Raw genomic sequence first — 15,373 nt, 5'->3', positions numbered from 1 at the left:
GATCCTGCATGTGGTACATATTCACAATCAATAGATAATAAACGATATGGTTCGACCGCCGGTTGAGAGGCGAATACAAGATTCGCTGCTATATGGCATTTTACTTCTGGTTGCACATCGACGTGAGACTCTCAATCCTGGTGCAAAAAATATTGTGCCAAGAAGATATTCAGATACAATAATCAGTTGGTAATACTTCAGCTATCTGAGATAATTGATCAGGAACATGGTTGGCGGTGGCCACCCTACAGCACCGCAGTATCGACAGACCCGTCTGTAGGGGCGAATCTTGTGTTCGCCCCAAACAACTGAAGTGTTACATCAGTTGATAATTCAACACGCCGGTACAAGTGTACCTGGCGTGGTTCCCACAAGCGTCTGCCGCCATGTTGATTGCAAATCGTATGGAACGAGGGTTTTATTCATGTTAGAAATCCGTTTTCATGGGCGGGGCGGGCAAGGGGCTGTAACCTCGGTTGAGCTTCTGGCTGTAGCCGCCATCGAGGAAGGCAAGTTTGCTCAAGGCTTTCCAAGCTTTGGCCCTGAACGTCGGGGAGCGCCGGTTTTGGCCTTCTTGCGCATTGACGACCACCATATCCGCCTGCGCTGCAAAATTGCCAATCCTGATGTCGTGCTCATCCTTGATCCCAGTCTGATTCGCATCCAAAACCCCGCGGCCGACCTCAAGCCGGAGGGGGTCATTGTTTTGAATACCAATAAATCCATTGCCGACACCCGCCGGGAATTTGGCTTTAAGCATCGTCTGGCCGTGGTTGATGCCAATCAAATCGCCCGCCAGGTTTTGGGGGTGCCCATCACCAATACCACTATGTTGGGCGCCCTGATCCGCGCCACCGGTGCCGTCAAGGTCGATTCCATGACCCAGCCCCTGAAAGAGCGGTTTGGACCTATGGCGGTAAAGAACATCACTGCACTCCAGACGGCATTTGAAAAAACTGTGGTGGGGGAGGCAAAATCGTGAGCAAGCCGCTAGACCAGATGACCTGGCAAGATATTGAATTAGGCGCCCTCCTGCGTGAACCCGGCAATGCCCGAGCTTATCGCACCGGCGACTGGCGGTCGCAGCACCCGGTCTGGACCAAAAGCCGCTGTATCCGCTGCGGCGTCTGTTGGACTGTCTGTCCGGAACCGGCCATTATCCAGGAGCCGAACGGCTACTTTGATATGGACCCCGATTATTGTAAAGGTTGCGGCATCTGTGCCCGTGAGTGCGTCACCGGCTGCATTACTATGGTACCGGAGGAAGAATAATGGGCCACCGAGCAGGTATGGAAGTATCAATTGCCGTCAGCCATGCGGTGCAACTAGCCCGTGCCGAGGCTATCGCCGCCTACCCCATCACTCCCCAGACCCACATTGTTGAACACCTCTCCTCCATGGTTGCTAATGGCGATCTGGAGGCCGAATTCGTTAATGTTGAATCGGAGCATTCCGCTCTGAGCTGTTGCATCGGCATGTCCGCCGCCGGTGCCAGAACCTATACCGCCACCAGTTCCCAAGGACTGGCCCTCATGCACGAAATTCTCTTCATTGCCTCGGCACTGCGCCTGCCCATCGTCATGACCGTGGCCAATCGGGCCTTGTCGGGCCCCCTCAGCATCTGGAATGATCACAGCGATATCATGGCGGCCAAAGATATCGGCTGGATTCAGATCTTTGTCGAAAACGGCCAGGAAGCCTTCGACCATACCGTCATGGCCTTCAAGATTGCCGAAAATTCCAAAGTGCTTATGCCAACTATAATCAATATGGACGGTTTTATCCTGACGCATGTGGTCGAAGCCATGAATATGGTCGATCAAGATCTAGTCGATAAGTTCTTACCACCTTATCTGCCCCGGCATACCCTTGATCCCAAATATCCGGTTACCATGGGGGCCTTTGCCATGCCGGAAATCTTCGCCGAAGTAAAAATGAACCATCAAGTTGCTCTGATGAACTCCTATGAACGGATAATCAAGGTATGGGAGGAATGGGGTAAGCTAACCGGGCGGCAGTATCATCCGGTCGAGCGGTATAAGGCCAACGACGCCAAGATACTGCTTCTCACCATGGGGTGCCTGGGCGAGGTCGCCGAAATTGCCGTCGACGAGCTGCAGGCTGCTGGCGAGCCGGTAGGACTGATCAAACTGCGTCTCTGGCGCCCCTTTCCCTTCGCCGAACTACGGGATGCCCTTAGGAACGCCGAATTAGTCATCGTCTGTGATCGGGCGGTTTCACCCGGCGGCGCTGCTCCACCGGTCCTGGCAGAGGTCAGAAGCGCCCTTTACCCCTTAAGTCAACGTCCGGAGACCCTAGGCTATATCATCGGCTTGGGCGGACGCGACGTCTCACCCGTCTCTTTTAAAGAAATCGTTGCTCTGGCCCGGGATGAATCCGCCCAGGGTCCCAAACAGGAATATCATCTCTATGGAGTGCGAGGTTAATGGATAAATTCGGTGTGGCCAACAGCCAAAAATTTGATGTGTACGCCTCCCGCCTGATGCCTCGGGAAGAATTCTTTACCTCCGGCCATCGCTCCTGTCAGGGCTGTGGCGAAGCCCTGGCCGTCCGCTGGGTTTGCAAGGCCATCGGCAAAGATGCCGTCATTGCCCACGCCACCGGTTGCATGGAAATCGTCTCTTCCGGCTTCCCCCAAACCGCTTGGAAACACCCCTGGATTCACGTGGCCTTCGAAAACACCTCGGCGGTAGCCGCCGGTATCGAAACCGCCTATCGCATCCTCCACCGCAAAGGCAAATTGGCCCATCTCCCCAAGGTCGTGGCCATGGGCGGCGACGGCGGCACCTCCGACATCGGCCTCCAATCTTTGTCCGGAGCCATGGAGCGGGGACATAACTTCACCTACGTCTGTTGGGACAACGAAGCCTACATGAATACCGGTATTCAGCGGTCCAGCTCCACCCCCTACGGCGCCATGACTACCACCTCACCGCCCGGTCGCCTGAGTATCGGCCAACATACCTGGAAAAAGAACATGGTAGCCATCGCCGTGGCCCACGGCATTCCCTATGTGGCCACCGCCAATCCGAGCTACCCGTTTGATTTATATTTTAAGGTCAAGAAGGCTCTCGAGACCCCTGGACCGGCCTATATTCATGTTCTCTCGGTCTGTCCCACCGGTTGGCGCTCCGCTACCGATCTCACCGTCCGTCTCGGACGGTTGGCAGTGGAATCCGCGGTCTTCCCCCTGTATGAGGTAGTAAACGGCCGCTACCGCTTAACCATCGAGATTCCCAAGATACGGCCGGTAAAGGATTATCTCAAACCTCAAGGCCGCTTTCGGCATCTTCGGGAACCGGAAGTCAATTTCATTCAGCAGCAGGTTCTGGAGCGGTATGATCTGTTATTGAAGAAATGTGAGGCCCCCTATCCGGAGTTTCCTTCACTCGCGCCCCTGGAAGAAGGTGAATAATGGACCTAGAACGCTTAAACGGCATTTTATCCCGCTACGATTGTCAGCCGGCCGATCTCATACCTGTTTTACAAGATATTCAAGATAGCTATAACTATCTTCCCCAGGATGAAATGAAGGTAGTGGCGGAACGCCTCAATATCCCCCTGACCCGGATTTTCAGCGTCGCTACCTTCTACAAGATGTTTAGCCTTACCCCCAAAGGCAAACACATCTGTCGTGTCTGCCTGGGAACGACCTGTCATCTGAAAGGCGGCCAGCGACTGGCCGAATCGATCAGCCACCGTCTGGGAGTTGATATCGGCTACACTACCAAAGATATGCGATTTACTCTGGAAACTGTGGGATGCCTGGGCTCTTGTGCGCAAGCCCCGGTAATGATGATCGATGACACCTATCACGCGCGCGTAACTGTCGATAAGGTACCTAAGATATTGAAAAAATATCAGAAATAGGTAAGGAAGGCGAGACATTGGGCCAATATCCCTCGTCGTTGGGAGTGCCCCGGTATCAAGCCCCGAACCTAATAGAACGAGAATGACCTATGCCCTTTATTGAATCAATCGACCATCTTACGGAATATCGCCGACTGGTGCGGGCTAAACGGGATCCGAACCAGTTGCAGGTGCTGGTCTGCGGTGGACCTGGCTGCCTGCCGTTGGGAAGCGAAGAACTGGTTGCCGCCTTCAAAGCCGAAATGGAAGCCAAAGGCATAGACGGCAAAGTCATTTTAAAAACCACCGGCTGTCACGGCCTCTGCTCCCACGGCGTCAGGGTCCTCATCCGGCCGCAAGAGATCGCCTATCAAAAAGTCCAACCCGAGGACGTAGCTGAAATCGTTGACCTTACTCTGATAAATGGGGGACTGGTGGAACGCCTCCTCTATCAAGACCCTATTGACGGTAAATTCTGCCCCCACAAAGCCGACATCCCCTTTTATCAGACCCAAAATCCCCTTGTCCTTCGCAAACTAGACGCCATCGACCCGGAGAGTCTGGACGATTATCTAGCCCTCGGCGGCTACCGCACCCTGCGGAAGATTCTCTTTCAGATGACTCCCGAACGGGTCATTGATCAGGTGGAAAAGTCCGGCCTACGAGGCCGGGGCGGCGGCGGTTTTCTCACCGGCCGCAAATGGCGGCTTTGCCGACAGGTTCCTGGAGAGGTCAAATTCATTATCTGCAATGGCGATGAAGGCGACCCGGGGGCTTTCATGGACCGGGCGGTTATGGAAGGAGATCCCCACGCCGTGATTGAAGGTTTGATCGTCGGCGCTTACGCCATCGGGGCCTTGAAGGGCTATATCTATGTGCGCCACGAATATCCTCTGGCAGTGAAGCGACTGACCAGAGCCGTGGAACAGGCCCGCGACTTCGGTTTCCTGGGCACCAACATCCTGCGCTCCAAGTTTAGCTTTGATATCAAAATCAGCCAGGGAGCTGGGGCCTTTGTCTGCGGCGAGGAAACAGCCCTGATCGCCTCCATCGAAGGACGGATCGGAGAGCCCATGCCACGACCGCCTTATCCGATCCAGGCGGGGTTATTTGGCCTGCCGACGGTAATCAATAATGTGGAAACCTTGGCCAACATCCCAGAGATCATTAACCTGGGAGCAGAGCATTTCGCCGCCCTCGGAACCGAGAAGAGCAAAGGCACCAAGGTCTTTTCCCTGGTGGGCGCGGTCAATAACACCGGCCTGTTAGAAGTCCCCATGGGAACCTCCCTCCGCCATATTGTCTATGACCTCGGCGGTGGTATCCCCGGAAACCACGAGTTCAAGGCCGTCCAGACCGGCGGCCCCTCTGGCGGGTGCATCCCTAAACAATTTCTCGACCTGCCGGTAGATTACGACAGCCTCCAGCAGGTCGGCTCCATTATGGGCTCTGGCGGCATGATTGTCATGGACACCAAAAGTTGCATGGTGGATGTGGCCCGCTATTTTATCTCCTTCCTCATGCAGGAATCATGTGGGAAATGTACCCCGTGCCGGGAAGGTTTAAAACAATTGCATGCCATCCTGACGGACATCACCTCCGGTCGGGGCGAAGAAAAACATCTCGCCATGATGGAAGATCTCTGCCGGACTATGGCTTCCGCTTCTCTGTGCGGTTTGGGTCAAAGCGCGGCGAACCCGGTTTTAAGCACCCTGAAATATTTTCGCGAGGAATATACCAAGCACATCGTCGATAAAAAATGTCCTGCCTTGGTATGCCGTCAGTTACTGACTTACACAATTGATCCCAATGAGTGCACCAGTTGCCTGGCCTGCGTCCGTGAGTGTCCCGTCGGCGCCATCAGCGGCCCCAAAAAAGAACCTCAGGTCATCAACCAGGATCTGTGCATTAAATGCGGTCTCTGTCACGACGTCTGTCAGTTTGATGCCGTCAAGGTGGAATAAACCCAAAAAGAACGCTGATAATGCCACCGAAGTTATCAACGTCTTGACGCCGGCGCCCTTAACCTGACCGAGTGTCGGTACCGAGTAACGCCAATCTCTTCAGAAACTGGAGTGGATCATGGGAGAAGTTAGCCTTCTCATCAACGGTTTGTATGTTAAAGTTCCTGCTGGCACTACTATTTTGATGGCGGCGCGGCAGCTCGATATAGAAATTCCCACCCTCTGTTATCACCCTGATTTAAAACCTGAAGGCCAATGTCGCCTCTGCGTCGTGGAAATCGGTGAATGGCCCCGCACCCGATTAGTAAACTCCTGCACCTATCCGGTGGAAGAAGGGCTGTCGGTGCAGACCCATTCCGAAAAAGTTCTGGACGCCCGCCGAGTCATCTTGGAGCTTCTATTGGCCCGTGCTCCCAAATCCAAGCTCATCCGGGAGATGGCGGCTGAACTGGGCGTCACTGAATCCCGCTTCAAAACTGAAGACCCGGAGGAACTCTGCATCCTCTGCGGTCTGTGCGTCCGCACCTGTCGGGATATTGTCGGAGTCAGCGCCATCAGTATGATCAATCGCACTCCCGAGAAACAAGTCGCCACACCGTTCAAATTAAAATCCGATGCCTGCATCGGCTGCGGCTCCTGCGCCTTTATCTGTCCCAACAATGTTATTCCTTATACTGAGAAAAACGGCATCCGTACGATCTGGGGCCGGGACTTTGAGCTGGTAAAGTGTGAATCGTGCGGCAACTACATCGCCCCTATGGCCCAACTCGAATACTGGGCCAAGCTCACCGGCGACCCGGTGGAGCGCTACCTGATCTGCCGTGATTGCCGGTAAGCAATCCGGCTTCATCCAGCTTGCGCCCTATCGCTGCAATCGACACTTCCGGGAACCCTCAAGGTTTAACTTTATGGTCACTGCGTACCTTAATGTTCAAGCTATTGTAATACTTCAGTTTTTTTGGGAGAAGACCGGGTTCGCCCCTACGGATGAGCCTGCCGGGGTTACAGTGTTGTCGAGGCGGGGTTACCACGCCCCTATAAGGGATAACCCCAAAAAATAAAGGACTTTCCGGATGGCGACTAACTATAGGAGCCAACCTTGTATTCGCCCCAAGCAACTTACAATAATCCTGCTGCTATGGCTTACCGCTGTTGTATCGGCGCCCCTGCCAGCGGCGGCGGAGCCGTTCAGTCAATCGGCCCAATGGGAGCTTTATTTTTCTCCCAAGGGCGGGGCTACCAAAGCCATCGTTAACACCCTGAATCAGGCCCGACAGAGTATCTTGGTCCAGGCATATTCCTTTACGTCTGCCCCGATTGCCAAAGCCTTGGTGCAGGCCCACAAACGCGGGGTCAAGGTGGAGGTTATCCTGGATAAGAGCCAACGCTCTAAGAAATACTCCTCGGCCGATTTTCTGGTCAATGCCGGCATACCGACCTATATTGATGCCGCCCACGCTATCGCCCATAATAAAGTTATGATTATCGACGACCAGACGGTTATTACCGGCTCTTTCAACTTCACCCGGGCGGCTGAGGAGAGGAACGCCGAAAATCTGCTCATCATCCAGGATACTCGGTTGGCGTTGCGTTATCTGGAGAACTGGCGCCAGCACTCCGAACACTCCGAGAAGTATGTCGGTAAACAGGTTCCCGGCAGGCAACCGGTCGGAGAAAGCGACGGCATGCTTGACAGAATGATGAATTTCCTTGAAAAAGAACTAGGCGGAACGCAGAGGTAGGCGCCGTTATGACAGGATATTGTTAATTTCCCGATCTAATCTTCTCAGGACATCTCTAGTCAGCAAATCAGCCCTCCTCACGTGCAATTTATTTGCTAACCGACAGGTTGCCTCCAGAGCTCCGAGAACTATTGGGGTTGGAGCAGTAATTCTAGCGCTATCTCCCAATGCCGGAATATGCAGATCGAATAGCAGACCGTAAAGTTTCTGGACCTGAGCCTTCGGGATATCAGGAATCAGAATGACTGCTTTATCGCGGCACAAATTTTCCAGCCCCCTGACCTCCGGCCAGAAATGCTCGTCACCGGTCCCCATTTTTTGCCGAAACCGAATAAGATAATGGATGATTAAATAACCGAGTGTCACCTGAGAAAGCCCTGCTTGGTGGTTGAGGGTTTCAATCTGGGGAGCAATTTTAGGTTGGTTATTCTCCGTAATCATCAGGTTATTCAGTTCTGTCCGGAGAGTTTCGCTGTCCGCCTCGGAAATAGACATATCCTCGACTAATTGAATTATATTGAGACGTTCCCCTGAGTAAAGTAACCTGATTTGTGGTTGGCCGTTTTTTTCTAACGATGCTATGGCATAGCCCACCAAAGAACTTATTGGTCCTTGAATTTCCAATCGCCTGATACATTCGGGCAATGCAAACGTCGCCATATGATTCAATAAGGTATCAAAGACAGGATCGCCATAGGTGGCAAAATGCAGGGGCCGCTCCAACTGTTCAATGCCATACTCATAGGTATCCCGGGAAGCAGTGAGGGCGGTGCCATCAGGAATTCCGGGGATATTGTGTAACATTATGGTCTTCTTCTCCACCTCGGCCCAGATCTGACAACCTAAATCCTGTAGGTAAAGAGAACGGGAGAGGACCTCCCAGATAGTCTCTAAGGTAACCGGGGCCTTACTTGCATCATTTGCCTGTCTGAGCCTGGAATAGATCTGATACAGGTCTTCGGCAGGCATTTCTCGGGCTTTGATCCGCTCTTTGGCCAGTTTCGCTCTCTCTTTGGCACGCTTTTCCAACTCCGGTTCACTGAGCTTTCTTTCTGCCAATTCTTGGAATTCTTCCCTGGTAACGGGCAGCAGCGACAATTGTTGCCCGCCCACAATCAAACCGATCTGGCTTAATCGACTGAGCAGTCTCCCATAAACGATTTCTTCCGCCGATCCTGCGTAGCACAAATTAAGCACATAAACAGTCTCATATTTTTGCCCGATGCGATCTATACGACCGATGCGCTGCTCAACTTTCATGGGATTCCAGGGTAAATCAAAATTAATCAAAAGATCGGCGCCTTGCAGGTTTAACCCTTCAGCGGCGGCGTCGGTGCAGACTAATATGTCAATCTCACTCCGGAGGAATCGCCGTTTGATCTCCTCTCTTTCGACTCCGACTAAGGTAAAGGTTTTCGGATCAATATACTGTCCCCCCTGGCCGGAATAGGCGCCGATGAGCAGACGGATATCAATGGTACGGAGCCTCTTGACAATATCGGTAAGGGTGTCGAAAAAGCGGGTAAAAATCACCACCGGCTGGATGCGATGGGTACCCGCGATTCTCCGGTCGCCAAGCACCCGCAACAGAACCTGCATTTTGGAAGAAGTGCCGGAGAGATCACGTAACGGCAAGAGCATGGAATGCAGATACTGCATTTCCCATTGCAGGTCTTCTGGCTTGCGGTTGGCCAGCATGGTTTCAGCGACTAATTGGTCATCGTCGCCCTCATCTAAAAGGTCTTCCCAATCGAGCTCATCCTGACCCGTCTCTCCTCGGTCGGCTAAATGGGTTAAGGTATATTTCACCTTGGCTAAACGGCGTTCCAACGTTTGACGAATGGCAAAAAGACTGGAGGCAAAGCGCAGGCGCAAAAAACTCAGATAAAACCCGATAGCCGCCTTCTGGTCCGCTTCCAGGCCAGAAGCGATATGCGAGGCTAATTTCTGGCAATATTCTTCCAGTTGGTCATAACAGGTCTGTTCCTGGGGAGTAAAACGAATCGCCGGCAGTGGCAGAATTTCCCGTTTGGCCAGATTGGCGTGGAGTTGATCATGGGCGCGATATATTTCCAATAAGGAACGATTATGACGCAGCATGACCCGGGAAAGCGGCGCGGTGCAAAAAATCAGGCGGATGAATCCCGGCAAATCATTTCTACGGGGAATCTGCCCATCATCCAGCCACCGCCGCAAAGCCAGGCGGATTCTGCCATCCACCACCACCCGGAGTACATAGTCATAATACAGCGGATCATGACGTTGGACATCCAATACGGCTTGCCGGAGAAAAGACCAGTCGATCTCTGTAACGGCCTGCCCCCGGACCAGGCGAGATAATATGTCATAATACCATTGGCACAAACCAGGGTCGTATTGAAAAGGCCCTAAACGGTTCGTTAACCGGATCAGATCGAATACCTCCACCGGGTCTAATTGCATCGGGGTGGCCGTGGCCATTAAGAGACATGTACTCCGTGGCCGGAGAATTTCGGCGATAACCCGGTAGAGCTTGCCAAGTTTCGGCTCCGCCCGCAGGCCTTGCGTCGGATTCTTCCGCCGAGCATAGTGGGCCTCATCTATGAGGGTTATATCGTATCTCCCGGCAGCCTGAAGGACAGCTTGCTGTTCCGCTCTTACCAGCAAACCGGTGGAAATAATAGTGAGATTAGGAGCCACAAGTGATGGCGCAGGTTGTTTTTCCTCCACCGGTAAAAGATATTCATGGGTCAGAGGCGTTCCTCCCACGGCTCGGCCAAAGGGGAGAAAAAACTTGCTGGCCATTTCTCGGTGCCATTGTCTGGTTAAACTCGCCGGGGCGGCAATGAGGACCCGTTTCGCCAAACCGGACAGATAGAGGGAACGGATAATCAGCCCCGCTTCAATGGTCTTTCCCAAACCGACCTCATCGCAGAGGAGATAGCTAAAGGGCCAGGTGGAAATGACCCGCCTCGCCACGATTTGCTGATGCGGCCAGGGAGTAATGGGAGCAGTCTCCAGTCCGACAAACCTGCCTCCCGGTAAAAGAGGGCCATCCTTGATGAGGGCAAATTGGAGCCTTTCCAGAGCTGAAGGAGGAGAGATTTCCAGCGGCGCGGCGCTGGCGCCGTCAATTTCCCGGGGGCGGGACATGCCTGCGGAAATGTTAATCAAGCGTTGCTGGACGGCTTCTGGGAGGCTGAGCACCCGCAACCCGCCCGCCTGATCTTGCCAGAGATTTTGAAACTCCCGATCTGCTTCCTCCACTCTTTGCTGTTCCGTTTCCCCTCGCCATTCACAGTGGACATCAATGTTTTCGGCATTCAGGGTGAGGGCTGTCTTTGATTCGTTCAGGGAGCCACTGATATACATCCGATTACCCAGGGCATCGGCAAACACGCCCCATTTCATATGGACATAGCCATCTTCCACCGAATCAAAGGGCAGTGGCACACCGCTGCGGGCATGAACCCGCAGGGCCACCTTGATCTCCAAAACCTGCCTGGCGATAAGCCACCCCAAAAGCTGTACTCCGTGGCAGACATTTTCCGGCCAAGCTTCAGGGTGATCAAGGCTGCCATGGAGAGCCTGCTCCAACAAGTTGTCAGTTGGTGACCCATCAGTCCCCTGTTGGGCATAGGCATTGAGAATAGCCTGGACATCTTTGGGGTCTAAATCTGCCCCCACAATCAAACGGATTTTCCCCTTCCGGCCAGCAAAAGCGCTAAAGCCCTGGGAAGCCGCAGCCAGGGAGGTAGAACGAAAGTATCCCGCCACCCGGTCGTAGCGGACGGCCCACTGTAACACTGGAATATAGAAATCGTGGAGAATATTGATCGGTTTGCCGCCCGGGCCAGTGGCGGAACTGCGATAGGAAAGGCGCCAGGGATGGTCGCGAAAGTCGGTAGGGTGGGCGCTGCCCACCATAAAACGTTCAGTTCCAGGCTGATCGGTCATAATTGCATCATTCGCAGCACAGTGGATTCAAAGAGTTTATCATAGGGATGACCAAGTTATGAAAATCTAATAGATCAGCAAGGATTTGTGCCTCATCGTGGTAGCGATCTCTGCTATCATAGAGAGCGAACCAGAATCCGGAGTCCAGCAAGAGATTTTTAGCCATGCTGTTCCACTTCTTCGTCAATTTGTGGTTCTTGGGCGCCATAACCGAACCAGGGCGCGGCTTTGCGCTTACCAACAATAAATTTACCCTTGATCTTGCCACCTTCCCGCCAGATCAGATATATTCGATCCTGCTTACTTAAAGTAACGTTTTCGATTATGTCCTTTTGTAATTCCTCGATAAGATTTTGCTTAACGTCATATTCCAGAACTGCAATATTATGGCCGCACTCATTGGCCCCGTGATTATCAAGCCAAGAATAGAGACCCTCGTAATCACCTTTTACCCCTAAATCATAGGCAATCCAGACTGTTTTTTTCATAAGGACTCCTTTTTGACAATACCAACTTCAGATCTATTCTGGGACTCCAAGGAAATCTCAACAGAGCGTCCGGGCCATTTCGGCGCCATAGACAATGCCGGTCAGGATGTCGCCAACAATTATCTCAGCCCGAAAAGAATCGCTTCCCCTTCTTGCCGCAAAGCTTGATCATCCACCTCCGCGGCCCAGACCTGAAGCAGGTCTTTGATCTTGCCTTTCTTATCCGCGGCGCGCCTGTCCAGATAATCCCGCACCAGGGGGATGTCCCCCTGGCGGTAAGCCATGACGACTCCCTGCACCACATCCCAGTCAGTCAAGGGATCGGCCAGCCGCTGCGGGCTGCGCTCTTCCGGTTGGGCCAGCCGCAACTTAGAGCCTTTTTTTACCAAGGGGGCGCTGTAGCCGCTGGCCTCCTGGTGTTCTTGGCCCCGCGGCCTTTTGGCCCTTCCCGCCGCGGTTTCCTGATTGACGCCCGCCATGCGGCCTTCCAGACGATAACCGCCCGCTTTGGTTACCAGGGCGATATTCAGCGACTTGGAAAGGTTCAGGGCCTCGTCAAAGGCAAAGTCATGCAGACCCCAGATGCCGAAGGCGGTGAGCCCCAAGGCGGTTTCCGGGTCCAGGTCGTCGACGCTCAACCGCCCCTCGGTGAGCCGCCCTATCTGATGCTCCGCCACGACCCGGCTGGCTTCGTTCATGGCCCGCAACGGCGATACCGGCTCATCGCCGTCCATAACCGGCCACTGCTCCGACAACACCCGCAGGGCCCGGCCATAGCAGGCCACCATCTGATCCACCGGATTGAGCTGCAGCGGGGCGAACTCCTGCAACCCGGCCTCCACTGCCTGCCGGATCTGCACCTGCACCCCCTGTCCCCCCAAACCGGTCCACATGGCTGGTAAGGCCGGCTCCTCCTCCCGCTTGCGGCAGGAGAGAAAAATGGAGCTGGCGGCAGAAGAAAGGTTTTTTTGGTGCATTGATTCAGCGGCTTCCGATTCCACCGGAAATGAGGCGGAGATTATCCAGCCCGATTCTATCAGTGACCGGATGAGCGCCTCCCAGGCATCCTGACTCTTATGGGTGAACATGAGGGTCAGCAGCCCCTCATCTTTCAAAACCCGGCGGCATTCAGCGAAGATCTCTCCCATCATGCGTTCATACGCCGTCTTGGCACCCTTAGCGGAGCCGTCCCGGGCCGGGTTGGCCACTGCCTCCTCCTGCTTGTTGGTGAGGCGGCGGTTGAAAAGCTCAGGATAGAGGTCTTTCAGGGTGCGTTTCTGCCAGACATAGAAATAATCCGAAAGCTCGGCATACTGCACATTATTGTAATAGGGCGGGTCCATGCACACCAGGTCCACGGATCGGTCAGGTACCTGCGGCATATGGGCCGCGGTGCCGTGCAGAATGGTCAAGGGCAGCGAGTTAGAGTTATGGCGGTGAACCGGCTCCACCAGGGCGGCAATCCCGGCGTAGGCATCCAACACCTGTGACAAACCCCAAGATGCACCGGAATTGGGGCCGGTGAAAATCATTTCCCCAAAGGTCCATTTCAGGGAAAAATCATGGCGACCAAAGTTTCCTTTTACTATCCCTCTCGTATATTCCCACCTTGTCTGCCGACTATTATAATCCACTCCCTTATCAATGGCGAATTGCAGATAGGTCACCACGGCCCGGCCTTTCTCAAAGCCCAATGCCTCAATAATCTGAGGCTTGAGCGCATTCAGCCCCTCCACCAGGGTGAGGTGGCCCAGGAGCTGCCGGGGGGTGAACATGTCGCACCAGCGGGGCATGCCATAGGAAATAGGCCGGTTATCGTTGCCCTCAGGAAATTTCTCTGTGGGGATAAGCCCCTGAGCCTCCCACCGGGGCCATTTTTCCCTTAATCGCCGTTCGGCCTCCTTGAGGGCCTCCAGGTCCCCCTCGTTGGGGGGCCGAAAGAAGCGCACCTTGCGGGTCTTGATCTCGCCTTTTTTCCCGCCACTGGCATAACGCACCGGTTGGCCGGTTTTGTCCAACACCGGCTCCAGACGCTGGGCCACTACGCAATACAGCCGATCCTGCCATTGCCCCAAAGGCGACTCGCCCCGGGCCTGGGCCTTGATTTCATCGCCGTCAATGGCCTGGCGGCAGTGCACGCAAGTTCCCACCGCGTCCTTCACTGTGGCCAGGTTGGGGTCTTCGCCGTTGGGGCCTTTTCCCTTCTGTACCCGGTAGGTGGCAAAGCGAACCCTACCCTGTTTAAGACTGCCATCGGGAATAACCTGCACCCCCCAGGCATCGCCGGCTTCTTTGGACAGCCAACAGGAATTTAAGAGCGGCGCTTCCCCCCGGCAGTGGGGGCAGGTGACTTGCCGGGTGTAGAGGAAAGTTGTAACTTCTTCTTTATCGAACTTTAGTGAATATTCAGGGCAGTGCCATAGATAATTTTCTAATTCATTCTTTTCTTGTTTTGGCAATTTCCCTATTTTAGGAAAAATATTAGATAGTTGATCGTCCAAAGCTTCTAATAATATCTTTCCATAATTTTCGATCTTATCTAACAAACCAATGCCGTATTTGGCTGGATAATCTAATGTGCCGTAAAGAATTGTTGCTGCTATAGCATTGAGTTCGTTAGCAAAAACTTTATAGCCCAGTCGCAAAGCTTCAAAGGGTATCGAGCCACCTCCCGCAGTTGGGTCTAATATAATGATATCACGAGGTTCTAAATCGGTTGGATTGGTTGGATTGGCAAATGCTCTATCGTATCCATAGAGGTTAGGTATCCTCGTATTATATACTTTACAAATAGCAAGCAATTGTTTATACCACGCCGGGTCCCCCATCACCCTTTGCACCGGTAGTTCTTCTCCTTCCTCAGGCCATAGGTTGGCCAGAGGCTGACTTTCCCTATGCCACCGCTGCACCACCGGATCGCTGGCTATTCCTGGGTCTTTGGCCTGCAACTGGGCTATCAACGCCCGGTTTTCCAACCGTTGTTGGTTCTCTCGCGCCAAGGCCCGCACCACCGCGGCATCCACGGCGAGGAATTCCCGTCCTGCCCCGTCGCGTTGGATTTTTCCCAGAAGGCCCCCCGTCAACGTCCACGCCTGGCCGCGCACCAGGACCTGAACTTTTTCAATGCCCAGACGGCGGATGAACCTCTCCGGGTCGGTGTCCGCCGGGAGAAGGGACGCCAGGATGGCCGCCCGGCTGGGGGTCAAAGGCCGGCGGGCCCACCAGACATGCAAATAATAGAGAGGTGGCAAAGCAGAACTGGCTCCCCGTTCCCGTTGGGTCTCCGCCCCCACCTGGTGGCAGGGGAAGCCGTGTTCGATGAGGCGCTTGTCAGAAAAATTCATGTGATGATTCCCGTAGGGTGGGCAATGCC

11 protein-coding genes are annotated in these 15,373 nt (G+C 53.9%); 8 read left to right on the top strand and 3 right to left on the bottom strand.

From position 1 onward, the window contains the following. Positions 1-424 precede the first annotated feature (424 nt). The 8 genes from DESAC_RS06765 to DESAC_RS06730 all read left to right on the top strand — a co-directional run bounded on the left by DESAC_RS06765 (position 425) and on the right by DESAC_RS06730 (position 7,576). The gene (locus DESAC_RS06765) at positions 425-982 is read left to right on the top strand and encodes a 2-oxoacid:acceptor oxidoreductase subunit gamma family protein (RefSeq protein WP_013706325.1); all 558 of its coding nucleotides are present in this window, start codon (positions 425-427) and stop codon (positions 980-982) included. After that, positions 979-1,272, top strand: coding sequence for a 4Fe-4S binding protein (locus tag DESAC_RS06760; RefSeq protein WP_013706324.1), 294 nt, complete (start codon positions 979-981; stop codon positions 1,270-1,272). The genes DESAC_RS06765 and DESAC_RS06760 overlap by 4 nt, the downstream gene beginning before the upstream one ends. Then, entirely contained in the window at positions 1,272-2,447 is a 1,176-nt protein-coding gene (gene porA, locus DESAC_RS06755; protein ID WP_013706323.1) for a 2-ketoisovalerate ferredoxin oxidoreductase subunit alpha, read from the top strand. Before DESAC_RS06760 ends, porA begins: the two co-directional genes overlap by 1 nt. Beyond that, positions 2,447-3,436: a pyruvate synthase subunit PorB gene (gene porB, locus DESAC_RS06750; RefSeq protein ID WP_013706322.1), complete on the top strand. Its 990-nt coding sequence runs from the start codon at positions 2,447-2,449 to the stop codon at positions 3,434-3,436. Before porA ends, porB begins: the two co-directional genes overlap by 1 nt. Continuing rightward, entirely contained in the window at positions 3,436-3,891 is a 456-nt protein-coding gene (gene nuoE, locus DESAC_RS06745) for an NADH-quinone oxidoreductase subunit NuoE (RefSeq protein ID WP_013706321.1), read from the top strand. The genes porB and nuoE overlap by 1 nt, the downstream gene beginning before the upstream one ends. A gap of 89 nt (positions 3,892-3,980) precedes the next feature. After that, the gene (locus DESAC_RS06740) at positions 3,981-5,834 is read left to right on the top strand and encodes an NADH-quinone oxidoreductase subunit NuoF (protein WP_013706320.1); all 1,854 of its coding nucleotides are present in this window, start codon (positions 3,981-3,983) and stop codon (positions 5,832-5,834) included. Positions 5,835-5,952: 118 nt separating this feature from the next. Beyond that, positions 5,953-6,669, top strand: coding sequence for a 2Fe-2S iron-sulfur cluster-binding protein (locus DESAC_RS06735; RefSeq protein WP_013706319.1), 717 nt, complete (start codon positions 5,953-5,955; stop codon positions 6,667-6,669). Positions 6,670-6,907: 238 nt separating this feature from the next. Next, positions 6,908-7,576 (top strand): phospholipase D family nuclease, encoded by a 669-nt coding sequence (locus DESAC_RS06730; RefSeq protein ID WP_013706318.1) that lies wholly within the window; start codon positions 6,908-6,910, stop codon positions 7,574-7,576. 6 nt (positions 7,577-7,582) lie between these two features. Here the strand turns inward: DESAC_RS06730 and DESAC_RS06725 are convergent, their stop codons facing one another. From DESAC_RS06725 to DESAC_RS06715, 3 genes are all read right to left on the bottom strand, one after another. Continuing rightward, a complete protein-coding gene (locus DESAC_RS06725; protein WP_013706317.1) occupies positions 7,583-11,512 on the bottom strand; it encodes a helicase-related protein in 3,930 nt (1,309 codons plus the stop codon). 158 nt (positions 11,513-11,670) lie between these two features. Further along, positions 11,671-12,000, bottom strand: a complete 330-nt coding sequence (locus DESAC_RS06720) for a hypothetical protein (RefSeq protein ID WP_013706315.1) — start codon at positions 11,998-12,000, stop codon at positions 11,671-11,673. A gap of 119 nt (positions 12,001-12,119) precedes the next feature. Continuing rightward, positions 12,120-15,344, bottom strand: a complete 3,225-nt coding sequence (locus tag DESAC_RS06715; RefSeq protein WP_013706314.1) for a DUF1156 domain-containing protein — start codon at positions 15,342-15,344, stop codon at positions 12,120-12,122. Positions 15,345-15,373: the final 29 nt, after the last annotated feature.

It is taken from the genome of Desulfobacca acetoxidans DSM 11109 (genome assembly GCF_000195295.1).
In the GTDB taxonomy this organism is placed as follows: Bacteria; Desulfobacterota; Desulfobaccia; order Desulfobaccales; family Desulfobaccaceae; genus Desulfobacca; species Desulfobacca acetoxidans.
This window is presented reverse-complemented; position numbering and strand designations above follow the sequence as displayed.

Coding starts and splice junctions, on each gene's coding strand:
- DESAC_RS06740 (WP_013706320.1), top strand. CDS start 3,981: ATGCCCTTTATTGAATCAATCGACCATCTTACGGAATATCGCCGACTG.
- DESAC_RS06720 (WP_013706315.1), bottom strand. CDS start 12,000: ATGAAAAAAACAGTCTGGATTGCCTATGATTTAGGGGTAAAAGGTGAT.
- porB (WP_013706322.1), top strand. CDS start 2,447: ATGGATAAATTCGGTGTGGCCAACAGCCAAAAATTTGATGTGTACGCC.
- DESAC_RS06735 (WP_013706319.1), top strand. CDS start 5,953: ATGGGAGAAGTTAGCCTTCTCATCAACGGTTTGTATGTTAAAGTTCCT.
- DESAC_RS06715 (WP_013706314.1), bottom strand. CDS start 15,344: ATGAATTTTTCTGACAAGCGCCTCATCGAACACGGCTTCCCCTGCCAC.
- DESAC_RS06730 (WP_013706318.1), top strand. CDS start 6,908: ATGGCGACTAACTATAGGAGCCAACCTTGTATTCGCCCCAAGCAACTT.
- porA (WP_013706323.1), top strand. CDS start 1,272: ATGGGCCACCGAGCAGGTATGGAAGTATCAATTGCCGTCAGCCATGCG.
- nuoE (WP_013706321.1), top strand. CDS start 3,436: ATGGACCTAGAACGCTTAAACGGCATTTTATCCCGCTACGATTGTCAG.
- DESAC_RS06765 (WP_013706325.1), top strand. CDS start 425: ATGTTAGAAATCCGTTTTCATGGGCGGGGCGGGCAAGGGGCTGTAACC.
- DESAC_RS06725 (WP_013706317.1), bottom strand. CDS start 11,512: ATGACCGATCAGCCTGGAACTGAACGTTTTATGGTGGGCAGCGCCCAC.